Raw genomic sequence first — 23141 nt, 5'->3', positions numbered from 1 at the left:
GCCCCGGGGCTGAACCGGCGGCCCTCCCACGGAAGTACGCGGCCGGCGGCGCGTACCACGGGCGCGGTAGTCCGGGCGGAGCCCGGCAGACCGGTCGGGATCCGGCGGACCGGTCGGAGTCCGGGCCGGTCAGTCCGGGGGCCGGTCAGGCTCCGGCGGACTTCTCTCCCGGCGCGGTGGCAGTCCCGGCCGACGGGCTGCCCCGGGCACCCCGGCCGGTGTTACGGACCGGCGGGCTCGCGTACGTCCTGCGGGACGGTCACCAGCCAGCGTGTGGTGCGGCGCGGGCGCAGGTACAGGGCCCAGTACAGGGTGGCGACGGCCGCGATGCCGCCGGTCCACAGGAGGTGGCTCGGCTCCTGCTGGGTCAGGACGTAGGCGAGGACCGCGATCAGCAGGACCGGCATCGCCGGCCACAGGGGCATGCGCCACGCGCGCGCGTGCCGGTGGGCGCCGCGCCGGGCCCCGAGGGCGGCGACGGCGACGAGCAGGTACATCGCGGTGACGGAGACGCCGGTGACGCCGTACAGGGTGTCCAGGTCGACGAAGCACAGCGCGGCGCCGGGGACGCCGACGGCGAGGGTGGCGACCCACGGGGAGCCGAAACGGCCGAGCCTGGCGAAGAGTCCGTTGACCGGGGCGGGCCAGGCCTTGTCGCGGGCGGAGGCGAACAGGACGCGCGAGTTCTGGATGACCATGACGATGCCGGCGTTGACGATGGCGAGGGCCACGCAGAGGCTGACGAAGGTGCCGACGGCGGAGTTGGACCAGGCGGTGACCATGGCGCCGATGTCGCCGCCGGTCAGCTCGGCCAGGTCCGGGGCGCCGAGGGTGAGGGCGACGACCGGGACCAGGATGATCACGGCGGAGATGGCGAGGGTGGCCAGGACCGTACGGGCCACGTTGCGGCGCGGGTTCTCCAGTTCCTCGGAGAGGTAGACGGCGGTGGAGAAGCCCTGCGTGACGAAGAGGGCGATGGCGAGCCCGGAGACGACCAGCATCGCCGTGACGGGGTCCGTGCCGCCGTGGGCGCCGCCCACCTCCATCGACACGAGGGAGCCGGGGCCGCGTTCGGCGTGGGCGAAGCCCAGCACCGCGACGACGGCCGCGGCGATGACCTCCAGGACCAGGAAGACACCGGTGATCCAGGCGTTGGCCCGCAGGTCGAGCAGGCCCGCGAGGGTGGCGAGCAGCATGACGCCGGCCCCGGCCAGGGACGGGTCGAGGTGCAGGACCGGTTCGAGGTAGTCGGCCGTGCCCATGGCGATCACCGGCGGCACGATCATGACGACCAGCAGGGACAGCACGAAGACCAGCCAGCCCGCCGCCCGCCCGGCCAGCGTCGAGACCATGGCGTACTCGCCGCCCGCGCTCGGGACGAGGGTGCCCAGCTCCGAGTAGCAGAACGCCACGGCGACGCAGAGCAGGGAGCCGATGGCGATGGTGAGCGCGGTGGCGGTGCCGAGCGTGCCGAACAGGTCGGGGACGACCACGAACAGCGTGGAGGCGGGGGTCACGCACGAGAGCGTCAGGAGGGTGCCCCCGACGACCCCGATGGAACGCTTCAGTGTCCGGGACTCCGGAGGGGCCGGGGCGTCCGGGGGCGCGGCGGCGGTCTCGACGGGGCGGAGCGTGTCGGTCATGGAGCGGTTCCGATCGACTCGTGCGGCGTGGTTCGCGAGGGAGCGCTATCGCCTCCGGCGGCTGGGTCGTACGTCGTTCTGGTTCGCTCCCGACGCCGCATGGAATCGCGACGAAAACCGCTGCGTCAATGGGTGTTTACCTACGGAAACCGTTGATCGCCACCGTCCGTACATCCGGAAACGGCAACATGCCCCTTGAACCGACGGGCTATTGGGCCGTGCGGGAACCGTAGGGGGCCGGGCGAAAAAACGTGCCGTCGTCCGGTATCCGGACGCTGTCGGTGGGGGCCGGTACAGTCTTTCGCACAGCTGAATCACAGGAACAAGGCAACGGGTGGGGACCATGAAGCTGAAGTACACCGCGGCCTGGGTGGGGCTCACGGCGGCCGCGATGGTGACGGCGACCGCGTGCGGTTCGGACGGCGCGAAGACGGCGACGGAGACGGCCGACAAGGCCGTGGACAAGGCGAGCACGGTCATGGCGGCCCTCACCCGGGCCACCGACCGGACCGAGGAGCTGGGCTCCGCCGAGATCAGGACGACGACCACGCTGGAGGCGGCCGGCGGCGAGCCGGTCTCCATGGACGGCACGTACTCCTGGGGCGACGGCGCGGCCATGGACGTCGAGATGGACACCGCCGCCGCGCAGATGAGCGCCCTCCAGGACGACCCGACGACGCGGGTCGTCATGGTCGACGGCGCCTACTACTACGACATCGACCCCCAGCCGAGCGGCCCGATCGCGGGCAAGGAATGGATGCGCGTCGACGTCGCCGCCGTGACGGGCGAGGCGGGCGCCGACAACATGGCGGCCAACGCCGACCCGACGGCGGGGCTGCGCTACCTGACGGCTTCCTCGAAGGTGGAGGACCTGGGCAAGGAGACGGTCCTCGGCAAGGAGACCACCCACTACCGGGGCAGCGTCGGCGCGGAGCACATCGAGAAGTCCAAGCTCACCGAGGCCGAGAAGAAGGCCGCCGTCGCCGCCCTGGAGGCGAACGGCGGGAAGATGACCTGCGACATCTGGGTCGACGGCAAGGACCTGCCGGTGCGGATGTCGCAGACCGGCGCGGGCATGACCGTGCAGATGGACTTCCTGAAGTTCGGGACCACCAAGGAGATCACCGCTCCGCCCGCCGCCGAGACCGGCGACCTCAGCGAGCAGGTCAGGGAGCAGCGGGACGCGGCGATCGGCCAGTGACCCGCCGGTGACGCGCCGACGCCCCCGGCCCGCCGTGTCGCTCGGCGGGCCGGGGGCGTCTGCACGGCCTCAGTGCTGCGCGGCCTCAGTGGTTGCGCGCCCTGAGCCGTTGCGCCGCCTCAGTGGTTGCGCGGGAAGCCCAGGTCGACGCCCGCCGGGGCGTCGGCCGGGTCCGGCCAGCGGGTGGTGACGACCTTGCCGCGGGTGTAGAAGTGCGTGCCGTCGTTGCCGTAGATGTGGTGGTCGCCGAAGAGCGAGTCCTTCCAGCCGCCGAAGGAGTGGTAGCCGACGGGGACCGGGATCGGGACGTTGACGCCGACCATGCCGGCCTCGACCTCCAGCTGGAAGCGGCGGGCCGCGCCGCCGTCCCGGGTGAAGATCGCGGTGCCGTTGCCGAACGGCGAGGCGTTGATGAGGGCCACGCCCTCCTCGTAGGTCTCGGCGCGCAGCACGCACAGCACCGGACCGAAGATCTCGTCCTGGTACGCCTTGGCGGTGGTCGGCACCCGGTCGAGCAGCGAGAGGCCGATCCAGTGGCCGTCCTCGTGGCCGTCGACGGTGTACCCGGTGCCGTCCAGGACGACCTCGCAGCCCTCGGCCGCCGCGCCCTCGACGTAGGAGGCGACCTTGTCGCGGTGCGCCTTGGTGATGAGCGGACCCATCTCGGAGGACGGGTCGGTGCCGGGGCCGATCTTGATCTTCTCGGCGCGCTCGCGGATCTTCTCCACCAGCTCGTCACCGACGGAACCGACCGCGACGACCGCGGAGATCGCCATGCAGCGCTCGCCGGCCGAACCGTAGGCCGCGCTGACCGCCGCGTCGGCCGCCGCGTCGAGGTCGGCGTCGGGCAGCACCAGCATGTGGTTCTTGGCGCCGCCGAGCGCCTGCACGCGCTTGCCGTTGGCGGAGGCGGTGGTGTGGATGTAGCGGGCGATCGGGGTGGAGCCGACGAAGGAGACCGCCTGGACGTCCGGGTGCTCCAGGAGGCGGTCGACGGCCACCTTGTCGCCGTGCACGACGTTGAAGACGCCGTCCGGCAGACCCGCCTCGGAGAGCAGTTCGGCGACCTTCACGGCGGCCGAGGGGTCCTTCTCGCTCGGCTTGAGCACGAAGGTGTTGCCGCAGGCGATGGCGATCGGGAACATCCACAGCGGCACCATCGCCGGGAAGTTGAACGGCGTGATGCCCGCGACGACGCCGAGCGGCTGCCGGATCGAGGACACGTCGACGCGGGTGGCGACCTGCGTCGACAGCTCGCCCTTGAGCTGCACGTTGATGCCGCAGGCCAGGTCGACGATCTCCAGGCCCCGCGCGACCTCGCCGAGCGCGTCGGAGTGCACCTTGCCGTGCTCGGCGGTGATCAGCTCGGCGATCTCGTCGCGGTGCGCGTCCAGCAGGGCGCGGAACCGGAAGAGGATCGAGGTCCGCTGGGCCAGCGAGGACTGACCCCAGGTCAGGTACGCCTCCTTGGCGGCGGCGACCGCGGCGTCCACCTCGTCGACGGAGGCGAAGGCGACCTTGGTGGTGACCTCGCCGGTCGCCGGGTTCGTCACCGGCCCGTACGTGCCCGAGGCGCCTTCGGCGGTCTTGCCGCCGATCCAGTGGTTGACGATGTTCGTCATGACCGAGAACTCCTTCACAGATGGCGGCGACGGGTCGAGACGTGCCGTTGGTGCAGCTCATGCTGCTCGTACTGCTCGTGCTGCGCACGGGCCGGGACCGGTGACGGTGCTCGGGTCGCGGTCTCGGCCGTGACTCCATCCCAGCAGCCGGGCGCCGCGGGCGCGCCCGACACTGTGTCTGCGGTTCGGGCGTCCGCGTAGACACGTGGGGCAGTGTGGGCGCCCCGGGTGCCCGGGGCGCTCCGTGCCACCGCGCGACGCGGGGACCTCCGGCGCGGAGCCGGTGCGAGCGGGGAGTTGGCGCTCGTGCCTCGCTCCTGCCAGGGCGAGACCGCCTTCCCGCGCCGGAGGCGTTCGGTGGGGGAACCGGCGACCGGGCCGTGTGCCATCGGGTCGTGCGCCATCGCGTTCCCTTCTTGCCCGCGCCCTTGCGTCACCCCGGTTTCTAGCCCCGTGCGTGCGGCCTGTCAATGTTTTGTCCGGACATTCGGACGACGTGTCCCGAGTGACGTTCGAGGGACGGGAAACGGAACGCCTCCGGCCGCCCCAGTCAACGTGCCGCGCCTGAACGACGGCGTACGCCTGTGTGGCACTCGTGTCACAAATGCGCCCTCCGGGTCACACATGTCACGCGCACGCGGGTCTTCCGTCACACCCCGGAACGGCCCCTGACCGTCCCCCGCCCGGCGTCGTTCACCCGGAACAGGCTTGGTGATCGCCGGCGCAGCGCCCGGCTCCCCCCGGCGGCCGTCCCCGGTCGCCGCCGCGGCGCGCGCAGGGAGGTGCAACGAGTGACCGACCGAAGGCTCTGGTCCTACAAGGACATCGCGGCCCACATCAACGTCCAGCCGGACACCGTGCGGTCGTACCGCAAGCACGGGCTGCTGCCCCCGCCCGACCACGTGGAGGGAGGGAAGCCGTACTGGTACGCGGACACGGTCCGGGCCTGGGTGGCGTCCCGCCCGCGGAACCGGAACAGATAGACGGACGGCGGGCGGTGCCGGAAAACCGTTCGGTGCCCCAGGCCGGCGTGGGGCACAGTTCGGTCCATGGACTTCTCCGTCAAACCCGTGCTGACCGGCGACAGGACCGTGCTGCGGCCCTTCACCGAGGCGGACGCCGAGCGCATGTGGGACCTCGTCAACGACCCCGAGGTCACGCACTTCACCGGCTCCCCGCCCGGGGAACTCACCCCTCGGGTGCTGCGCGACTGGTACGGCTCGCGCAGTGCGCAGCCCGACCGCCTGGACCTCGCCGTCACCGATCCCGACGACGGCGAGGTCCTCGGCGAGGTCGTGCTCCACGCGTGGGTGCCCGAGGACCGCACCTGCACCTTCCGCACCCTGATCGGCGCGCGGGGACGCGGCCGGGGCATCGGCACCGAGGCGACCCGGCTGATCGTCGGCCACGCCTTCGAGGCACTGGGCCTGCACCGCGTCCAGCTCGACGCCTACGCCCACAACCACCGGGCGCTGCGGGTCTACGAGAAGGTCGGGTTCGTGCGCGAAGGCGTACGGCGCGAGGTGGAGCAGCGGGACGGGGTGTGGGTGGACGAGGTGCTGATGGCCGTCCTCGACCACGAGTGGGCCGTCCACCGCGGGCACCCCGACACGCCGCGACGACGCGACGTTCCCCGGCCCGGCCCCTCCGGGGCGGCCGTCACGGCTCGATGACCGTCACCCCGGCGCCGGGCGCCGTCCCCAGCGCCGCGAGGGCCGCCGGGACCGCCTCGAGGCCGATGGTGGACGTCACCAGCAGGTCGGGCCGCAGCACTCCGCCGCGGACCAGTTCCAGCATCGGCGGGTAGGTGTGCGCGGCCATCCCGTGGCTCCCCAGCAGTTCCAGCTCCAGGGCGACGGCGCGGGCCATCGGCACCGGCGTGGTGCCGTCCGCCGAGGGCAGCAGCCCGACCTGGACGTGCCGGCCCCGGCGGCGCAGCCCGGCCACGGACGCCGCGCAGGTGGCGGGCGAACCGAGGGCGTCGAGCGAGAGGTGGGCGCCGCCGCCGGTGAGGTCGCGGACGGCCGCCGCCGTGTCCGGCGTCCGGGAGGCGTCCACGGTCTCGGCCGCGCCGAAGGTGCGCGCCAGCTCCAGCGCACGGGCCGACACGTCCACGGCGACCACGCGCGCGCCCGACGCCGCCGCGATCATCACCGCGGACAGGCCGACGCCCCCGCAGCCGTGCACCGCGACCCACTCCCCCGCCGCGAGGCGCCCCTGCTGCACCACGGCGCGGAACGCGGTGGCGAAACGGCAGCCGAGCGACGCGGCCGTGGCGTACGACATGCCCTCGGGCACGGCGACCAGATTGACGTCGGCGTGGTCGAGCGCCACGTACTCGGCGAAGGAACCCCAGTGGGTGAAGCCCGGCTGGGTCTGGCGCTCGCACACCTGCTGGTCCCCCGCCGCGCACGCCGCGCAGCTCCCGCAGGCGCAGACGAAGGGCACGGTCACCCGGTCGCCGGGCCGCCACCCGGTCACCCGGTCGCCGACCGCCTCGACGACACCGGCGAGTTCGTGACCGGGGACGTGCGGCAGCGCGATGTCCGGGTCGTGCCCCTGCCATCCGTGCCAGTCGCTGCGGCACAGTCCGGTGGCCTCGACGCGCACCACGACACCGTGCGGCGCGGGCGCGGGGTCGGCGACCTCCCGCACCTCGGCCGGCTCCCCGAAGCGCTCGAACACGACCGCGCGCATCCGTCCCCTCACTTTCGTACTGTCGTGTCTGTCATCTCTGTCATGTCTGTCGGGGTGGCGTTCGCGCCTCCCGTCCCTCATCTCACGACAGGCCCATCCGAAGTCATACCCCCTAGGGGTACAGTGGAGGCGAGTGGTCCGGCCAGGACCCCACGGGTACCCGCCCGTGCACGCCCCCGACGAGGAGTAACGACATGAGCGCCCAGACCGACACCACCCAGGACTCCGTCACCACCGTCTACAAGGTGAGCGGAATGAGCTGCGGCCACTGCGAGGGCGCCGTCTCCGGCGAGATCTCCGAGATCGCGGGCGTCGGCTCCGTGCAGGCCGTCGCCGCCACCGGCGAGGTCACCGTCGTCTCCGAGACCCCCCTCGACGACGCGGCCGTACGCGCCGCCGTGGACGAGGCGGGCTTCGAGCTCGTCGGCCGGGTCTGAGCACCGGCACGCACCCCCGTCCTGGAGTCCCGACCATGACCAGCACCACCGAGGACACCCGCACCGCCGCGACGGCACCGGGCACCGACTCCGGCACCGGCACCGATCCGGGCCTCGCCGAGACCGAGCTGCTGATCGGCGGGATGACCTGCGCCTCCTGCGCGGCCCGCGTCGAGAAGAAGCTCAACCGCATGGACGGTGTCACCGCCACGGTGAACTACGCGACGGAGAAGGCCCGCGTCAGCCACCCCGCCACCACCGGGGTCGCCGACCTGATCGCCACCGTCGTGAGGACCGGGTACACCGCCGAGGAGCCGGCCCCGCCCCCGGAGCCCGCCGACGAGGCCGGCACCGGGGAGAGCGGCGCCGGGGACGGTGACGGGGACCCCGAGCTGTCGGCCCTGCGTCAACGCCTGCTGGTCTCGGTCCTCCTCGCCGCCCCCGTCGTCCTGCTGGCGATGGTCCCGGCGCTCCAGTTCGACAACTGGCAGTGGCTCTCGCTCACCCTGGCCGCGCCCGTCGTGGTCTGGGGCGGGCTGCCCTTCCACCGCGCCGCCTGGACGGGCGTGCGGCACGGCGCGGCCACCATGGACACGCTGGTCTCGCTCGGCACGCTGGCCGCGTTCGGCTGGTCCCTGTGGGCGCTGTTCTTCGGGGACGCGGGCATGCCGGGCATGCGGCACGGCTTCGACCTCACCGTCTCCCGCGCCGACGGCGCCTCCGCGATCTACCTGGAGGCCGCCGCCGGGGTCACCGCCTTCCTCCTCCTCGGCCGCTGGCTGGAGGCCCGCTCCAAGCGCCGCGCCGGGGCTGCCCTGCGGGCGCTGATGGAGCTGGGCGCCAAGGACGTGGCCGTGCTCCGGGACGGGCGCGAGGTGCGGATACCGGTGTCCAAGCTGGCCGTGGGCGACCGGTTCGTCGTACGCCCCGGCGAGAAGATCGCCACCGACGGCACGGTGACCGAGGGCGCCTCGGCGGTGGACGCCTCCCTGCTGACCGGCGAGTCCGTGCCGGTGGACGTCACCGTGGGCGACGCCGTCACCGGCGCCACGGTGAACGCCGGGGGCCGGCTGGTCGTCGAGGCGACCCGCGTGGGCGCCGACACCCGGCTGGCCCGGATGGCGAAGCTGGTGGAGGACGCGCAGAGCGGCAAGGCCCGGGTGCAGCGCCTCGCCGACCGGATCTCGGGGGTCTTCGTCCCCGTCGTACTGCTGATCGCGTTCGCCACCTTCGGCGGCTGGCTCGGAGCCACCGGCGACACGGTCGCCGCGTTCACCGCGGCCGTCGCCGTCCTGATCATCGCCTGCCCCTGCGCGCTGGGCCTCGCCACGCCCACCGCGCTGCTGGTCGGCACCGGCCGCGGCGCGCAGCTCGGCATCCTCATCAAGGGCCCGGAGGTGCTGGAGTCCACGCGGCGCGTCGACACGGTCGTCCTGGACAAGACCGGCACCGTCACCACCGGCCGCATGACCCTGCACGAGGTGTACGCCGCCGAGGGCACCGGCGAGGACGAACTGCTGCGGCTCGCGGGGGCCGTGGAGCACGCCTCCGAGCACCCCGTGGCCCGCGCGGTCGCGGCCGGCGCCGAGGAACGGCTCGGCACGCTGCCGGGCGTAGAGGGCTTCGAGAACGTCCCCGGGCGCGGCGTACGGGCCCGGGTGGCGGGCCGCGAGGTGGCCGTGGGGCGCCTGTACGACGCCCTGCCGCCCGGGGTGGCCGCCGCCGTGGACGAGGCCGAGCAGCGGGGCCGTACGGCCGTCGTCGTCGGCTGGGACGGCGAAGCGCGCGGGGTCCTCGCCGTGGCGGACGCGGTGAAGGGGACCAGCGCCGAAGCGGTGGCCGCTCTGCGCCGCCTCGGCCTGACCCCGGTCCTGCTGACCGGCGACAACCGCCGGGTGGCCGAGTCGGTCGCGGAAGCCGTCGGCATCGACGAGGTGATCGCCGAGGTGCTGCCCGAGGAGAAGGTCGCGGTCGTGGAACGGCTGCGCTCCGAGGGCCGTACGGTCGCCATGGTCGGCGACGGCGTCAACGACGCGGCCGCGCTCGCCACCGCCGATCTGGGTCTGGCGATGGGCACGGGGACCGACGCGGCGATCGAGGCGGGGGACCTGACGCTGGTGCGCGGGGACCTCAGGGTGGCGGCGGACGCGATCCGGCTGTCCCGGCGCACCCTCGCCACGATCAAGGGCAATCTCGTGTGGGCCTTCGGCTACAACGTGGCCGCGCTGCCGCTGGCCGCCGCCGGGCTGCTGAACCCGATGATCGCGGGGGCGGCGATGGCCTTCTCCTCGGTCTTCGTGGTCACCAACAGCCTCCGGCTGCGCACCTTTCGCTGACCCGGCGATGGTCCGCATTTCACGCAGGTAGAAGGGCTGAGCCTCTGGAGTCCGGCACTCGCCTCACATAAGCTCTTCACAAGGCTCGCGCATCTTCCTTACGCTTGAGCCCCGGGTGACGTACGGGGTTCTTGCGCACCTAACGGACATATGCAAGAGACGCAGATCACAGTGATGCGAACGTAACCATCTAAGGGGTTCGAAGGTCTAAGTTGGCGATGTCAGGGAGCGTCTTGGGGGGCGTGACCTGGCGTCTGGGGACGTCTTGGGGGACTTTCCCAGAGCTGCGTTGCCGGGACACGTACACCGGGAAGCTTTGAGCGGCCCTCCCGGGCGTGCGCTGTCCCGGCAGACCGCACCGACGAGCACCACCAGCACGACGAGCTCCACCAGTACCACCAGTACGACACAGCGAATTCAGGCGCTGTCCTCACAGACGCCCGGCCGGATCCCGTGGGGGGAATCCGCACCGGGGCATGGGAAGGCGCCCTGGATCGTCGGCCCGTGGGGGGACCGGCGCCAGGGCGCCTTCTGCTGTTCCCGCACCGTTCCGGGGTCCGGGCACGGAAAAGTCCCGTACCACTCGGGGCGGTACGGGACTCACCTGACGCGCTGCGGGGGTGCCTTGCGGCTCAGCGCTCCTCGACGGGGACGAAGTCGCGCTCGACGACGCCCGTGTAGATCTGGCGCGGGCGGCCGATGCGGGAACCCGGCTCCTTGATCATCTCGTGCCACTGGGCGATCCAGCCCGGCAGCCGGCCGAGGGCGAACAGGACCGTGAACATCTCGGTCGGGAAGCCCATGGCCCGGTAGATCAGACCGGTGTAGAAGTCGACGTTCGGGTAGAGGCTGCGCGAGACGAAGTAGTCGTCGGAGAGCGCGTGCTCCTCCAGCTTCAGGGCGATGTCCAGCAGCTCGTCGGACTTGCCGAGGGCGGAGAGCACGTCGTGCGCGGCGGCCTTGATGATCTTGGCGCGCGGGTCGAAGTTCTTGTAGACCCGGTGGCCGAAGCCCATCAGGCGGACGCCGTCCTCCTTGTTCTTCACCTTGCGGATGAAGGAGTCGACGTCGCCGCCCGCGTCGCGGATGCCCTCGAGCATCTCCAGCACCGACTGGTTGGCGCCGCCGTGCAGCGGGCCCCAGAGCGCGTTGATGCCGGCGGAGATCGAGGCGAACATGTTCGCCTGCGAGGAGCCGACCAGGCGGACCGTGGAGGTCGAGCAGTTCTGCTCGTGGTCCGCGTGCAGGATCAGCAGCTTGTCGAGGGCCGCGACGACCGTCGGGTCCGGCACGTACTCCTGCGCCGGGACCGAGAAGGTCATGCGCAGGAAGTTCTCGACGTAGCCGAGGTCGTTGCGCGGGTAGACGAACGGGTGACCGATCGACTTCTTGTACGCGTACGCCGCGATCGTCGGAAGCTTCGCGAGCAGCCGGATCGTGGAGAGGTTGCGCTGACGCTCGTCGAACGGGTTGTGGCTGTCCTGGTAGAACGTCGACAGCGCCGAGACCACGGACGACAGCATGGCCATCGGGTGGGCGTCGCGCGGGAAGCCCTTGTAGAAGTTCTTGACGTCCTCGTGCAGCAGGGTGTGCTGCGTGATCTCGTCCTTGAACGAGGACAGCTCGTCGACGGTCGGCAGCTCGCCGTTGATCAGCAGGTAGGCGACCTCGACGAAGGAGGAGCGCTCGGCCAGCTGCTCGATCGGGTAGCCGCGGTACCGGAGGATGCCGGCTTCGCCGTCCAGATAGGTGATGGCGGATTTATAGGCGGCGGTGTTGCCGTAACCGCTGTCCAGCGTCACCAGACCGGTCTGGGCGCGGAGCTTCCCGATGTCGAAGCCCTTGTCGCCGACGGTGCTGTCGATCACCGGGTAGGTGTACTCGCCATCGCCGTACCGCAGTACTACAGAGTTGTCGCTCACGTCTTCCCTCACCGACGTAGTGCCTCATCTTCGAGGTGCCCTGACTGTCTCTACCATCCCCCACTTGGCTGAGGAGAGTGCACTCGGGGTCGACCATCGGGCCTATTGGCGGCACTCAGTGCCGCCAACTTGCTCATCCTGCCCCCTCCGGAGCCCATCCGGAAGTGCTGTGTGACCTTTCCGACTCGTTTGATCGATCATTTTTTTCACACAGTCCGGGAGGTTTACCGCAAGGTTTCAGGTCCGGGGTCCCGCCAGCCGGAAGTCGAGCGCCGTGCACCGCCTCCCGGCGGACACCGTCCGCACCGCCTGCCCGATCGCCTTGCGCGAGCCGACGAGCACGACCAGCTTCTTCGCCCGGGTGACCGCGGTGTAGAGCAGGTTCCGCTGGAGCATCATCCAGGCGCCGGTCGTCACGGGGATCACCACCGCCGGATACTCGCTCCCCTGGGACCGGTGGATGGTCACCGCGTAGGCGTGGGCCAGTTCGTCGAGTTCGTCGAAGTCGTACGGCACCTCCTCGTCCTCGTCCGTCAGCACGGTGAGGCGCTGGTCGACCGGGTCGAGAGAGGTGACGACGCCGACGGTGCCGTTGAAGACGCCGTTCTCGCCCTTCTCGTAATTGTTGCGGATCTGGGTGACCTTGTCGCCGACCCGGAAGACCCGGCCGCCGAACCGCTTCTCCGGCACGTCCGGGCGCCCCGGGGTGACGGCCTGCTGCAGCAGCCCGTTCAGCGTCCCGGCCCCCGCCGGCCCCCGGTGCATGGGCGCCAGCACCTGCACGTCCCGGCGCGGATCGAGCCCGAACTTCGCGGGGATGCGCCGCGCGGCGACGTCGACGGTGAGCCGCCCCGCCTCCTCGGTGTCGTCCTCGACGAAGAGGAAGAAGTCCTTCATCCCGTCGGTGAGCGGATGCTGCCCGCCGTTGATCCGGTGCGCGTTGGTGACGACGCCGGACTGCTGGGCCTGCCGGAAGACGCGGGTGAGACGGACGGCGGGGACCGGGCTGCCGGGTGCCAGCAGGTCCCTCAGCACCTCCCCCGCCCCCACGCTGGGCAACTGGTCGACGTCCCCGACGAGCAGCAGATGAGCACCCGGCGGCACGGCTTTCGCAAGCTTGTTGGCGAGCAGCAGGTCCAGCATCGACGCCTCGTCCACCACGACGAGGTCGGCGTCGAGCGGCCGCTCCCGGTCGTAGGCCGCGTCGCCGCCCGGCTTCAGCTCCAGCAGCCGGTGCACCGTGGACGCGTCGGCGCCGGTCAGCTCGGAGAGCCGCTTGGCGGCCCGCCCGGTGGGCGCCGCCAGCACGACCTTGGCCTTCTTCGCCCGCGCCAGCTCCACGATCGACCGGACGGTGAAGGACTTGCCGCAGCCGGGCCCGCCGGTGAGGACGGCGACCTTCTCGCTGAGCGCGAGCTTGACGGCCTCCTCCTGCTCGGGCGCGAGATCGGCACCCGTGCGCCGCTTCAGCCACCCGAGCGCCTTGTCCCAGGCCACGTCCTGGAAGCCGGGCATCCGGTCCTCGTCGGTGCGCAGCAGGCGCCGCAACTGCCCGGCGAGGGCCTGCTCGGCGCGGTGGAAGGGGACGAGGTAGACGGCGGTGACGGGCTCGCCGCCCTCGGGGTGGGGCACCTTCTCCCGTACGACACCGGGGTCGCCGTCCGGGTCCTCCGGCTCGGCGGCCAGCTCGCCCAGGCACTCGATGACGAGCCCGGTGTCCACCTGGAGCAGCTTCACCGCGTCGGCGATCAGCTTCTCCTCCGGGAGGTAGCAGTGCCCCTGGTCGGTCGCCTGCGACAGCGCGTACTGCATCCCGGCCTTGACCCGCTCGGGGCTGTCGTGCGGGATCCCGACGGACTGGGCGATCTTGTCGGCGGTGAGGAAGCCGATGCCCCAGACGTCGGCGGCGAGCCGGTAGGGCTGGTTCTTCACGACGGAGATGGAGGCGTCCCCGTACTTCTTGTAGATCCGGACGGCGATGGAGGTGGACACCTCGACCGTCTGGAGGAACAGCATGACCTCCTTGATCGCCTTCTGCTCCTCCCAGGCGTCGGCGATCTTCCTGGTCCGCTTGGGCCCGAGACCGGGCACCTCGATGAGCCGCTTGGGCTCCTCCTCGATGATCGTGAGGGTGTCGAGCCCGAAGTGCTGCGTGATCCGGTCGGCGAAGATCGGCCCGATCCCCTTGACCAGCCCGGACCCCAGGTAACGCCGGATGCCCTGGACGGTGGCGGGGAGCAGCGTCGTGTAGTTCTCGACGTGGAACTGCTTCCCGTACTGCGGGTGCGACCCCCAGCGCCCCTCCATCCGCAGCGACTCCCCCACCTGCGCACCCAGCAGCGCGCCGACGACGGTCAGCAGATCGCCGGCGCCTCTGCCGGTGTCGACGCGGGCGACCGTGTAACCGTTCTCCTCGTTGGCGTACGTGACGCGCTCCAGGACGCCTTCGAGGGTGGCGAGCCGACGTTCACCGGGGGCCGCGGGGGGCTGGGTGGGCATGATCCGACGGTACCGGTGGGGACTGACAGGGGGCGCGGCCCGGGCGGTGACCGGCACGGGACGCTGCCGCGGTCCCCTCGGCGTCCAGGGCGTAGCCGCCGAGCTGCCGTTGCGGGCCCTTGCGCCGGTAGCCCTCGGAGTGGTGGTCCTCGCTCATCTCCCGTGCGCACCGGCACGATCGAGGTGCACTCCGAGTGGAGACGTCGGAGTTCCGCAGGGACGGCAGGGACGGCTAGCGTCAGTCGTCCACAGTACGGCGGGGGGAAACATGGGACTGAGCTACGGCTACGACATCTTCCTGCGTCCTCGCCGCGTCGCGGGGGCGCTGACCGCCGTGGCCGGGCTGGCACCCCCGTCCCGGGACGTGCCCCCGCTCGACGTCACGCTGCCCCGGGGCGACCGGGTCGTCCTCCCCTTCACGTCGGACTTCGGCAGCGAGCCGGTCGACTGCTCCGCGCGCGACACGCTGGACCTGGACACGTCCCTCATGTTCCCGGTCGACGACGCGGTGCGCGCGTACGGGGAGTCGTCCGGTCTGCCGCCCGAGGAGAACGGAAGAGTGCGGATCGGGTACGTCTACCTGACGGTCCGGTTCGAGTCCTTTCTCGACCCCGCGTACACGTCCATGGAGTTCTGGGCGGCGACGTCGGGCATGAGCCGCCTGTTCGAGCGCTCGGAGAGCATCAGGAAGACGTTCACCGACCTCGCCGCCGCCGTCGGTGGCGTGTGCTGCCAGTTCGACCGGGGGGACGGGAGTCCCGGGGAGGTGTGCTGGCTCAGCGGGGAGGCGGACTTCCCTTCGGCTCCTTCATCGTCGTGAGGAAGCGGGTGAAGGCGGCGCGCGGGAAGGTGAGGGTGGCTCGGGCGGGGGTCTTGCTGTCGCGGACGGCGACGTGGGTGGGTGAGGTGGCTATCTCCACGCATTCGTTGCCGTCACCCGGACCCGAGTACGACGACTTGCGCCAGTTGTCCATGGGGTGGTCAGAGCTCCTTCGTCATCCGGTGGATGAAGTCACGCGACTGGCCAGGGTCGAGTGACGCGGCCTCCACCTTAAGAAAGCTCGTTCGATAGGTATTGAGCTGGGCCTCGGAATCGATGAAGGCCGAGCCATGCAGCGCGTCACGGACCACGGTGTCCAACTTGGACATGGGACCGCCCACGTACGTCATTGTGCTGGAGGCGCTGGCAAACCCGTCCAAGTCCAACGGGATGACTCGCACAGTGACGTGGTCCGCCTCGGAGAGCTCCAAAAGACGCCCGAGTTGAGCTCTGGAAGTGGCACGATCGCCGACTCTGATGCGGAGTGCCGCTTCATGGATCACCGCTTCGTACGGGACGACGAACGCCTGCCGCGCCTTACGGTGCTGGATTCGCACCTCCAACTCCTCGGCGGTCAGCGCCGGCAGCCTGGACGAGAAGACGGCACGCGAGTAGTCCTCGGTCTGGAGGAGCCCCGGCACGTACAGGATTGCCACGTGGCGGAGCAACCGGGCGTGGTGTTCCAGCTCGGACAAATCCAGGAACGGCGTGGGGAGCAAGCCTCGGTACTCCTCCCACCAGCCGGTCGACCGCTCGGTGGCCATAGCGACGAGCGCGTCGATGAACTCCTCGTCCGTACAGGCGTAGTGAGATGCCAAGCGGCGAACTCGCTGCTCGCTGACGCCCGCGAGGGCGGACTCGATGTGAGTGATCTGGGCGGGTGCCACACCGAGCAGCTCCGCCGCCTGGCGGGAGTTGAGTCCCGCCGCTTCACGGAGTCTGCGCAGTTCGGTTGCCAGTCGCACCTGACGTGCCGTTGGTTCGCGCCTCTTCACCATCGACTGGCCCTCTTCACACGCCTGTTTGTGCAACTCGTTCAGCGTCAGATTACGCGATCGACTTGCCGCGTCCCTAAATTTAGATCTACCGTCGGTGACGCGACGCACACCGTGCGACACCGGGCCACCGGAAGCGCACCGCCCCGTCCTGCCACGACGGCTGCGGCAATGACACCGGCCCGCCTCACACCCCACCGCCCTCCGCGAGGAGTCCCGCATGCCTGAAAACGAAGCCTGGGAGTACTCCCTCTACATCCCCAACGACCTGCGCGCCGTCACCGTCAGCCGCCGCACCCTCCGTCTGGTCCTCACGATGCACGGCCTGATCCGCCTCGTCGACGTCGCCGAACTGCTCGCCACGGAGCTGGTCTCCAACGCCGTACGGCACACCAAGGGCCCCGCCGCCCTCCGCATCCGCTGGTCGCCGCCCGGCACGCTGCGGATCGGGGCGTGGGACGCGGATCCCGAACCGCCCGAGCCGCCCGCCCGGTTCGAGAGGGTGACGGAGCTGGAGGAGGGCCGGGGGCTGGCACTCGTGCGGGCCTGCGCGGACGTGTGGGGGTGGCATCCGCTGGCCAGACACGGCAACCGGGGCAAGTACGTGTGGTGCGAGCTGGCCGCGGGCTAGCGCCGCCGGCAAAGGCCGGGCACGCGGGAAACCCACACGCTAGCCCGGCCATTACCTCTGCCGTAATCGACCACGCTCCCCTGCTGCGGCAGCGTGGTGAATGTCAACGAGATCCCGACGAGGGTTCCGGCACCCAAGGCGCGAGGAGCGACCATGCCCATCAAGTCCGCTGGCCCCACCGCGAGTTCCGTCACCGACACCACCCGCCGCGTCGTCCAGGAGTTCCTCGCCGCCCGGATGGCCGGGGACGTCGAGCGGCTCGTCGCGCTCTTCGCGGACGACGTCGACTGGCTACTCGCCGAGAACCCCGCCGTCCCGTGGATCCGCCCGCGCTCCACCGGAGCCGAATGCGCCGCCCAGTTCACGGAGCTGGCCGAGCACACGGTGGCCGAGGACGCACGGGCCTCCGTCGACACGTTCCTCGTGGACGGCACCGACGCCGTCCTGACGGGGCACCTCTCGGGGACCGTGCGCGCGACGGGGAAGTCCTTCGAGGGCCCCTTCGCGCTGCGCCTCACCGTCGAGGAGGGCCGGATCACCCGGCATCACCTCTACGAGAACAGCGTATCGATCGCCGAGGCGTGCACCCCTTCCTGAGTCCCACCCCCCTTCGCCTGGTCCGCCACCGCGCCCGTGCGCTGTCGCGATGCTCCGCGACAGCACCTTCCACGAACCCGGAACGCCGCGCGCCGCTTGACGGAAGACGGAGAGGCACCCCCCGGCCGGGGGAGGCGGTTCCCCCTCGCGCGGGACCCTGTGCGGCGCGTCGGGCCGTGTACTGGGGGGGGAACGGCGACTTCGGAGGGACTCCCATGCGCAGCCTCACAAGACGACGTCTGCTCACCACCACCGCCGCGTCGGCGGCCTCGGTCGCGGGCCCGAGCGCCTTGACGGGACCGGCCGCCGAGGCCGCGGACCGCCTCGACGCGGGATCCGGTGACGTGGTGGACCGACTGCGGGCGCTCCCCGGCCTGCGGGTGATCGAGGAACGGCCGAGCGGCGACCCCGGCCACCGCTTCTTCGTGCTGGGTCTGCGTCAGCCGGTCGACCACAAGGACTTCCGAGCGGGGTTCTTCGAGCAGCGCCTGACCCTGCTCCACACGGGCACCGACCGGCCGACCGTCCTGTACACCACCGGATACGAGATGCCGTTGATCCCCCGGCGAGCGGAGCCGGCCGTTCTGCTGGACGGCAACCAGATCGGCGTGGAGCACCGCTTCTTCGGCACGTCGCGCCCCGCCACGACCGGTCTGGCCGGCCTCACGATCCGTCAGGCCGCCGACGACCACCACCGAGTGGTGCGGTCCTTCCGCCGGTTGTACCCCGGCTCCTGGATCTCGACCGGCGGCAGCAAGGGCGGCATGGCCAGCGTCTACCACCGCCGGTTCCACCCGCGCGACGTGGACGGCACCGTCGCCTACTCGGCCCCGAACAACGTGGACGACCGCGACGACTCGGCCTACGTGCGGTTCCTGGAGAGCGTCGGCACCTCCGCCGCCCGCGAGGCGCTGAAGGCGGCCCAGCGGCAGATCCTGCTGCGCCGTGCGGAGATGGTCGCCCGCTACCAGGCCTGGGCGGCCACGGCCGGTGACACGTTCCGCGTCGTCGGCGGCGCCGACAAGGCGCTGGAGACCGCCGTCCTGCGGGTCCCGTTCATGTTCTGGCAGAACCGCACCGCGGCGGACGTCGCCGGCATCCCCGGCCCCGGCGCCTCCACCGACGCGCTGTACGCCTGGCTGGAGGAAACCGCCGCCCTGCCCGCGTACGCCGACGCCACGGCCCGCCAGTACATCCCGTACTGGTACCAACTCGGCACCCAGATGGGCTACCTGAACGTGCCCACGGCCCACCTCGCCGGACTGCTGCGCCACCCGGGCGCCATCGAGCCGCGCAGCTTCGTGCCCCGCGACATCCCGATGCGGTTCGACGACGAGGCGATGCCCGACATCGATCACTGGGTACGCAGGCGCGGCGACCGGCTCCTCTTCGTCAACGGCGGCCGGGACCCGTCCGTCGCCGAGCCCTTCCGCCCCGGTGCCCGCGACAGCCGCGTGCTGTGGGTGCCGAACGCCAACCACCACGTCACCGTCGGCGACCTGCCCGACGCGGACCGGTCGGACGCCGTCGCGATGATCCGGCGCTGGGCGGGCGGGGGACGGCGGCGGACGGAGCGGTAACGCGGTTGCCCCGTCCGAGCCGTGTCGTCCAGACTCGGCCGTCGGGGACGGCGGGGCGGCGGGAACAGCGGGGGCGGGGACACGTGGGGGATCGGGAAAGCGACCGGCGGCTCGTGGCATCGGTGCGGGCGGGGGACCACGAGTCGGTGCGAGCCGCGCTGGACGAGGGTGCCGATCCGGACGTCCCGGACCCCGGCACGGGGCTGCCGGTGCTGTGCACGGCCGTGGCGGCCTTCGACGCCCAGGTCGCCGAAGCGCTGATGGATGGCGGTGCCGATCCGGACCGGGGACTTCCCGACGGAAGCACGCCGTTGCTGCGGGCGCTCGACGGCGGGTCGCCGGCCGTCTTCCAGTCGGTCCTCGGCAACGACCCCCGGCTGCGCCTGCCCGAACGGGAGCGTGCGCGGCTGCTCGCCCGGGCCCGGAACCGGTACGAGACCGGCGCGGTCGAGGAGTTGCGGCGCAGGACGGGGGCACGCGGTCCCGTCGTGGCGGAGCGGGTGACGGACGAGGGACACGACTGGGTCGATCAGTACACGCTCGGCGGCCGGGTCGTACGGGCCGGGCACGGGGCCGTCCTGACCTGGCTGGAGTCGCGTCTGCGGGTCCTGCCCTCCGTGGACGAACTGATCGACCGGGCCGTCGCCGTGGCGGACGAGGACCACGTCGACTGGTGGGGGGCGTGCTACGCGCTTCTGGAGCGCCACCGCCGGGAGGCGTGGCCGGACGCGCTGGCCCACAGCGACCACCCCGACCCGGTGCACCGCCGCTTCGTCGCGGACTACCTGCGGACGCGCGGGATCACCGCGTGCGACTCCCCGTTCGCCGAGCGGGAGAGCGAGCTGCTGACCGCGTGGGCCGCGCGGGAGACGGACGGTGCGGTGCTCGCCAAGGTGCTGGAGGCCCTCGCCGAGTACGAGCATCCCCGCATGGAGGCGACGGGGCTGCGTCACGCCGCGCACCCGGATCCCCGCGTGCGACTGCGCGCGGCCACCGTCCTCGACGCGTCGGAGCAGGCCCGCTCGCCCGGGGCCCGCGCGGCCCTCCTCGCCCTCCTCGGCGACCCGGACGCCCGCGTACGGCTGGAGGCGTGCCGGGCGGGCTCGCGCGACGACACCCTCCTCGCCCCCGCCGCCGAGGAACTGGTCCGGCTGGCCGAGGGGCCGTACGAGGATCTGCGGGGCGGGGTGGCAGAGACGCTGGCCTCCTCCCGGGACCGTACGCCCGCCGTCGCCGACGCCCTGGCCGCACTGCTCGCCGACGGCGACCAGCTCGTACGCCTGGAGGCCGCCTACGGCCTCGCCCTGCGCGACGATCCGCGCACCGGTGACGCGATCGGGCAGGTCGGGCCGCTCTACGGCGACGGATTCGAGCACGACCACAGGGTCAACGCGCTGTGGGACTGGACTCGCCGGGAGAACCGGCCGTGGCCGCTCGCGCCGGGCGCCGAGACCGCGTAGGCCCGACGGAGTGCGGGCGTCACAGCGCCCCGAACAACCCCTCCAGCGGAGCCGGTGTCCGGGCCGGCTCCAACGCCTCCACCAGCACCCGGCCGTAGCGGATCTTGCGGCCCGCCTTGGTGCCGAGGAAGCGACGGAGTTGCTGGTGGGCGGCGCGGCCCTGCTGGGCGGGCTGCCGGAGGAAGGTCTGGAGGCGGCGTGACTCGCCCTCCGCCTCGACGAGTTCCGTCACCGTGCTCACGCCCAGCGCGCGGATCAGCTCGTCCTCCAGGTCGGCCGCGCAGACGAAGAGGCCCTGCGGGGACGCGTCCGCCCGCTTCAGGGCCCGGACGTAGAAGTCCTGCTCCCGTTCGTCGCACAGGCCGACGAGGCGCAGGTCCAGGGCGGAGGGGCCGAGGAGTTCGGCGAAGCGGCCGACGCTCATCGCGCCGCCCATCGGGAGGACGCAGACGCCCTCCGCCGCCAGGTCCCGGCCGTGCCGCGCGGCCATCGCCTCGACCGCCGCCGCGTCGCTCGGTCCTTCGAGGAGGACGGCGGTGTGGACGAGCAGCCGGTCGGCCAGGTCGTGGGCCGGACCGCCGGGGCCGCCGGCCGCCCACGCGGTGACCGCTTTCCGCAGTGCCCCCATGTCCGTCATGGGGAAAGTCTCCCGCCCCCGCCCGTCGTCGCGACAGTGGGTTTTGACATGCAGCCGAATGGCTGCCTATCGTTAAAGGCAGCCAATGGGCTGCATGTCAGAGGGGAGGAGACGGGGCGGAGATGGACGAGGTCTTCAAGGCGCTGGCCGACGGCAGCCGGCGACGGCTGCTGGACAGCCTGAACGCGCGCAACGGGCAGAGCCTGCGCGAGCTGTGCGCCGGGCTGGACATGGCCCGGCAGTCGGTCAGCAAGCATCTGGCGCTGCTGGAGGCGGCCGGCCTGGTCACCGCCGTGCGGCGGGGGCGGGAGAAGCTGCACTACCTCAACGCCGAGCCGATCAACGCCATCGCCGACCGCTGGATCAGCCGCTACGACCGGGAGCGGGTGCACGCACTCGCCGACCTCAAGCACGCGCTGGAGGACACCGCCATGGACAGCAACGCGTTCGTGTACACGACCTACATCAGGGCCACGCCGGAGAAGGTGTGGCAGGGCCTGACCGACCCGGCCTTCACCCGTCGCTACTGGGGGCTGGAGTTCGGTACCGACTGGGCGGCCGGGTCGCCCGTGGTGTGGCGGGAGCGGGGGACCGAGACCGCCCACCCCGAGCAGGTCGTCCTCGAGTCCGACCCGCCCCGCCGGCTGTCGTACACCTGGCACACCTTCACGCCGGAATGGGCGGCGGCCAACGGGATCGACGACGAGACCCTCGCCGGGCTCTCCGCCGAGCGGCGCTCGAAGGTCGCCTTCGACATCGAGGACCTCGGCGGCGGGTCGGTGAAGCTGACCGTCGTCCACGACGGGTTCGAGCCCGGCAGCACCGCCCGCGAGATGATCCAGCACGGCTGGCCGGCCCTGCTGTCCGGTCTCAAGACGCTGCTGGAGACCGGCGAGACGCTGCCGGAGCCCCGCTGAGCCGGTCCGCCCCGCTGAGCCGGTCAGCCCCGCTGAACCGGTCGCCGGTCAGCGGCTCAGGACCGTCGCCTCGCGCATGTACGACAGCTTCTCCGGGTTGCGCACCGCGTAGAGACCCTTGATGCGCCCGGCCTCCATGCGGACGGCGACCACGGTGTCGAGTTCGCCGTCGAGCCGGATGACCAGGGACGGGTGCCCGTTGACCTGGGCCGGGTCCATGGTCACCGCGACGGGCAGCTTGACCAGGCCGCCGAGCATGAGGCGGGCCACCTTGTCGGCGCCCACGACGGGCCGCAGCACCGCCTGCTTGATGCCGCCGCCGTCGCCGAGCAGGACGACGTCCGGGGAGAGGATGTCGAGCAGGCCCTGGAGGTCGCCCGTCTCCACCGCCCGCTGGAACGCCGCGAGCGCCCGGCGGGACTCGGCCGCGGTGACCTCCCCGCGCGGACGGCGGGCCGCCACGTGCGCGCGGGCCCGGTGCGCGATCTGCCGCACGGCGGCCGGGGTCTTCTCCACGGCCTCGGCGATCTCGTCGTAGCCGAGGTCGAACACCTCGCGCAGGACGAACACGGCCCGTTCGACCGGCGCCAGCGTCTCCAGGACCAGCATCATCGCCATCGACACGCTGTCGGCCAGCTCGACGTCCTCGGCCACGTCGGGCGTGGTGAGCAGCGGCTCGGGCAGCCAGGAGCCGACGTAGGACTCCTTGCGGCGGCCGAGCGTGCGCAGCCGGTTCAGGGACTGGCGGGTGGTGATGCGGACGAGGTAGGCGCGTCGGTCGCGCACCGTGCCGAGGTCGACGCCCGCCCACTTCAGCCAGGTCTCCTGGAGCACGTCCTCGGCGTCGGCGGCCGAGCCGAGCATCTCGTAGGCGACCGTGAAGAGCAGGTTGCGGTGCGCGACGAAGTCCTCGGTGGCCGCGTCCACGGAACCGCCGTCGCCGGTCGCGTCGGCCTGTCCGCGTCCGTTGTTCTCGCTGGTCACCAGCTTCTCCCGTTCGTTCGGTTCCGGCGGTGTCACGCACACAGGACACCGGCCGGCGGGGTTCTGTGACACCCGTCCATGGTGGTCCGTGTCACAGCGGCGACCTGTCACAGGGGGCGGAGCGCCGGCGTCTTGTGTCCGTCACCGAGACACCGAGACACCG

Annotated in this window: 20 protein-coding genes; 11 read left to right on the top strand and 9 right to left on the bottom strand. The window is 71.8% G+C overall.

Annotated elements, in window-relative coordinates:
• Positions 1-221 precede the first annotated feature (221 nt).
• The gene (locus tag Sco07f_RS01495) at positions 222-1643 is read right to left on the bottom strand and encodes an APC family permease (protein ID WP_108986720.1); all 1422 of its coding nucleotides are present in this window, start codon (positions 1641-1643) and stop codon (positions 222-224) included.
• Positions 1644-1986: 343 nt separating this feature from the next.
• On the opposite strand from Sco07f_RS01495, the gene Sco07f_RS01490 reads away from it, so the two are divergent.
• Complete coding sequence (locus tag Sco07f_RS01490; RefSeq protein WP_108986719.1) at positions 1987-2844, top strand: SCO4651 family lipoprotein; 858 nt, start codon at positions 1987-1989, stop codon at positions 2842-2844.
• A gap of 119 nt (positions 2845-2963) precedes the next feature.
• Here Sco07f_RS01490 and mmsA read toward each other — a convergent pair whose 3' ends face one another.
• Positions 2964-4466: a CoA-acylating methylmalonate-semialdehyde dehydrogenase gene (mmsA, locus tag Sco07f_RS01485; RefSeq protein WP_007388540.1), complete on the bottom strand. Its 1503-nt coding sequence runs from the start codon at positions 4464-4466 to the stop codon at positions 2964-2966.
• A 791-nt stretch (positions 4467-5257) separates the two neighbouring features.
• On the opposite strand from mmsA, the gene Sco07f_RS40020 reads away from it, so the two are divergent.
• Both Sco07f_RS40020 and Sco07f_RS01470 read left to right on the top strand, forming a co-directional pair.
• The gene (locus tag Sco07f_RS40020) at positions 5258-5449 is read left to right on the top strand and encodes a helix-turn-helix transcriptional regulator (protein WP_007388553.1); all 192 of its coding nucleotides are present in this window, start codon (positions 5258-5260) and stop codon (positions 5447-5449) included.
• Positions 5450-5515: 66 nt separating this feature from the next.
• Positions 5516-6139 (top strand): GNAT family N-acetyltransferase, encoded by a 624-nt coding sequence (locus tag Sco07f_RS01470; protein WP_108986717.1) that lies wholly within the window; start codon positions 5516-5518, stop codon positions 6137-6139.
• Here the strand turns inward: Sco07f_RS01470 and Sco07f_RS01465 are convergent.
• Positions 6126-7163 carry a zinc-dependent alcohol dehydrogenase family protein gene (locus Sco07f_RS01465; protein ID WP_108986716.1) on the bottom strand — a complete coding sequence of 346 codons (1038 nt, stop codon included), beginning with the start codon at positions 7161-7163 and terminating at the stop codon, positions 6126-6128. The two genes, Sco07f_RS01470 and Sco07f_RS01465, sit on opposite strands and share 14 nt — an antisense overlap.
• Positions 7164-7357: 194 nt before the next feature.
• On the opposite strand from Sco07f_RS01465, the gene Sco07f_RS01460 reads away from it, so the two are divergent.
• The gene (locus Sco07f_RS01460) at positions 7358-7600 is read left to right on the top strand and encodes a heavy-metal-associated domain-containing protein (protein ID WP_087790896.1); all 243 of its coding nucleotides are present in this window, start codon (positions 7358-7360) and stop codon (positions 7598-7600) included.
• 35 nt (positions 7601-7635) lie between these two features.
• Positions 7636-9936, top strand: a complete 2301-nt coding sequence (locus Sco07f_RS01455; RefSeq protein ID WP_108986715.1) for a heavy metal translocating P-type ATPase — start codon at positions 7636-7638, stop codon at positions 9934-9936.
• Between the two features lie 632 nt (positions 9937-10568).
• Here Sco07f_RS01455 and Sco07f_RS01450 read toward each other — a convergent pair.
• The gene (locus Sco07f_RS01450; RefSeq protein ID WP_042822308.1) at positions 10569-11858 is read right to left on the bottom strand and encodes a citrate synthase; all 1290 of its coding nucleotides are present in this window, start codon (positions 11856-11858) and stop codon (positions 10569-10571) included.
• Between the two features lie 237 nt (positions 11859-12095).
• Positions 12096-14357 (bottom strand): SF1B family DNA helicase RecD2, encoded by a 2262-nt coding sequence (recD2, locus tag Sco07f_RS01445; RefSeq protein WP_054100310.1) that lies wholly within the window; start codon positions 14355-14357, stop codon positions 12096-12098.
• A gap of 268 nt (positions 14358-14625) precedes the next feature.
• Here recD2 and Sco07f_RS01440 point away from each other — a divergent pair, with 268 nt between their 5' ends.
• Positions 14626-15177, top strand: coding sequence for a hypothetical protein (locus Sco07f_RS01440; protein ID WP_108986714.1), 552 nt, complete (start codon positions 14626-14628; stop codon positions 15175-15177).
• Here the strand turns inward: Sco07f_RS01440 and Sco07f_RS01435 are convergent.
• Together Sco07f_RS01435 and Sco07f_RS01430 are read right to left on the bottom strand one after the other, a co-directional pair.
• Positions 15134-15331 (bottom strand): DUF397 domain-containing protein, encoded by a 198-nt coding sequence (locus tag Sco07f_RS01435; protein ID WP_108986713.1) that lies wholly within the window; start codon positions 15329-15331, stop codon positions 15134-15136. The two genes, Sco07f_RS01440 and Sco07f_RS01435, sit on opposite strands and share 44 nt — an antisense overlap.
• 7 nt (positions 15332-15338) lie before the next feature.
• The gene (locus Sco07f_RS01430; RefSeq protein WP_108986712.1) at positions 15339-16175 is read right to left on the bottom strand and encodes a helix-turn-helix domain-containing protein; all 837 of its coding nucleotides are present in this window, start codon (positions 16173-16175) and stop codon (positions 15339-15341) included.
• A 217-nt stretch (positions 16176-16392) separates the two neighbouring features.
• Here Sco07f_RS01430 and Sco07f_RS01425 point away from each other — a divergent pair, with 217 nt between their 5' ends.
• From Sco07f_RS01425 to Sco07f_RS01410, 4 genes are all read left to right on the top strand, one after another.
• On the top strand, positions 16393-16803 hold the full coding sequence (locus Sco07f_RS01425; RefSeq protein ID WP_007388561.1) for an ATP-binding protein: 411 nt from the start codon (positions 16393-16395) through the stop codon (positions 16801-16803).
• A 153-nt stretch (positions 16804-16956) separates the two neighbouring features.
• Positions 16957-17400 carry a nuclear transport factor 2 family protein gene (locus Sco07f_RS01420; RefSeq protein WP_087790890.1) on the top strand — a complete coding sequence of 148 codons (444 nt, stop codon included), beginning with the start codon at positions 16957-16959 and terminating at the stop codon, positions 17398-17400.
• A 215-nt stretch (positions 17401-17615) separates the two neighbouring features.
• Positions 17616-18980: a S28 family serine protease gene (locus tag Sco07f_RS01415; protein WP_108986711.1), complete on the top strand. Its 1365-nt coding sequence runs from the start codon at positions 17616-17618 to the stop codon at positions 18978-18980.
• Between the two features lie 83 nt (positions 18981-19063).
• A complete protein-coding gene (locus Sco07f_RS01410) occupies positions 19064-20440 on the top strand; it encodes a HEAT repeat domain-containing protein (RefSeq protein WP_108986710.1) in 1377 nt (458 codons plus the stop codon).
• A gap of 19 nt (positions 20441-20459) precedes the next feature.
• On the opposite strand, the gene Sco07f_RS01405 is transcribed toward Sco07f_RS01410, so the two are convergent.
• Positions 20460-21077, bottom strand: coding sequence for a TOPRIM nucleotidyl transferase/hydrolase domain-containing protein (locus Sco07f_RS01405; RefSeq protein ID WP_087790888.1), 618 nt, complete (start codon positions 21075-21077; stop codon positions 20460-20462).
• Positions 21078-21199: 122 nt separating this feature from the next.
• Here Sco07f_RS01405 and Sco07f_RS01400 point away from each other — a divergent pair, with 122 nt between their 5' ends.
• Complete coding sequence (locus Sco07f_RS01400; protein WP_054100299.1) at positions 21200-21994, top strand: ArsR/SmtB family transcription factor; 795 nt, start codon at positions 21200-21202, stop codon at positions 21992-21994.
• Between the two features lie 48 nt (positions 21995-22042).
• Here the strand turns inward: Sco07f_RS01400 and Sco07f_RS01395 are convergent, their stop codons facing one another.
• A complete protein-coding gene (locus Sco07f_RS01395) occupies positions 22043-22978 on the bottom strand; it encodes an RNA polymerase sigma-70 factor (RefSeq protein WP_439959682.1) in 936 nt (311 codons plus the stop codon).
• Between the last annotated feature and the right edge of the window lie 163 nt (positions 22979-23141).

This window comes from Streptomyces coelicoflavus (assembly GCF_003112555.1).
In the GTDB taxonomy this organism is placed as follows: Bacteria; Actinomycetota; Actinomycetes; order Streptomycetales; family Streptomycetaceae; genus Streptomyces; species Streptomyces coelicoflavus.
Note: the sequence above shows the minus strand (reverse complement) of the source record. Positions and strands in the feature narration are given on the sequence as shown.

Coding starts and splice junctions, on each gene's coding strand:
- Sco07f_RS01495 (WP_108986720.1), bottom strand. CDS start 1,643: ATGACCGACACGCTCCGCCCCGTCGAGACCGCCGCCGCGCCCCCGGAC.
- Sco07f_RS01490 (WP_108986719.1), top strand. CDS start 1,987: ATGAAGCTGAAGTACACCGCGGCCTGGGTGGGGCTCACGGCGGCCGCG.
- mmsA (WP_007388540.1), bottom strand. CDS start 4,466: ATGACGAACATCGTCAACCACTGGATCGGCGGCAAGACCGCCGAAGGC.
- Sco07f_RS01470 (WP_108986717.1), top strand. CDS start 5,516: ATGGACTTCTCCGTCAAACCCGTGCTGACCGGCGACAGGACCGTGCTG.
- Sco07f_RS01465 (WP_108986716.1), bottom strand. CDS start 7,163: ATGCGCGCGGTCGTGTTCGAGCGCTTCGGGGAGCCGGCCGAGGTGCGG.
- Sco07f_RS01460 (WP_087790896.1), top strand. CDS start 7,358: ATGAGCGCCCAGACCGACACCACCCAGGACTCCGTCACCACCGTCTAC.
- Sco07f_RS01455 (WP_108986715.1), top strand. CDS start 7,636: ATGACCAGCACCACCGAGGACACCCGCACCGCCGCGACGGCACCGGGC.
- recD2 (WP_054100310.1), bottom strand. CDS start 14,357: ATGCCCACCCAGCCCCCCGCGGCCCCCGGTGAACGTCGGCTCGCCACC.
- Sco07f_RS01440 (WP_108986714.1), top strand. CDS start 14,626: ATGGGACTGAGCTACGGCTACGACATCTTCCTGCGTCCTCGCCGCGTC.
- Sco07f_RS01435 (WP_108986713.1), bottom strand. CDS start 15,331: ATGGACAACTGGCGCAAGTCGTCGTACTCGGGTCCGGGTGACGGCAAC.
- Sco07f_RS01430 (WP_108986712.1), bottom strand. CDS start 16,175: ATGGTGAAGAGGCGCGAACCAACGGCACGTCAGGTGCGACTGGCAACC.
- Sco07f_RS01425 (WP_007388561.1), top strand. CDS start 16,393: ATGCCTGAAAACGAAGCCTGGGAGTACTCCCTCTACATCCCCAACGAC.
- Sco07f_RS01420 (WP_087790890.1), top strand. CDS start 16,957: ATGCCCATCAAGTCCGCTGGCCCCACCGCGAGTTCCGTCACCGACACC.
- Sco07f_RS01415 (WP_108986711.1), top strand. CDS start 17,616: ATGCGCAGCCTCACAAGACGACGTCTGCTCACCACCACCGCCGCGTCG.
- Sco07f_RS01405 (WP_087790888.1), bottom strand. CDS start 21,077: ATGACGGACATGGGGGCACTGCGGAAAGCGGTCACCGCGTGGGCGGCC.
- Sco07f_RS01400 (WP_054100299.1), top strand. CDS start 21,200: ATGGACGAGGTCTTCAAGGCGCTGGCCGACGGCAGCCGGCGACGGCTG.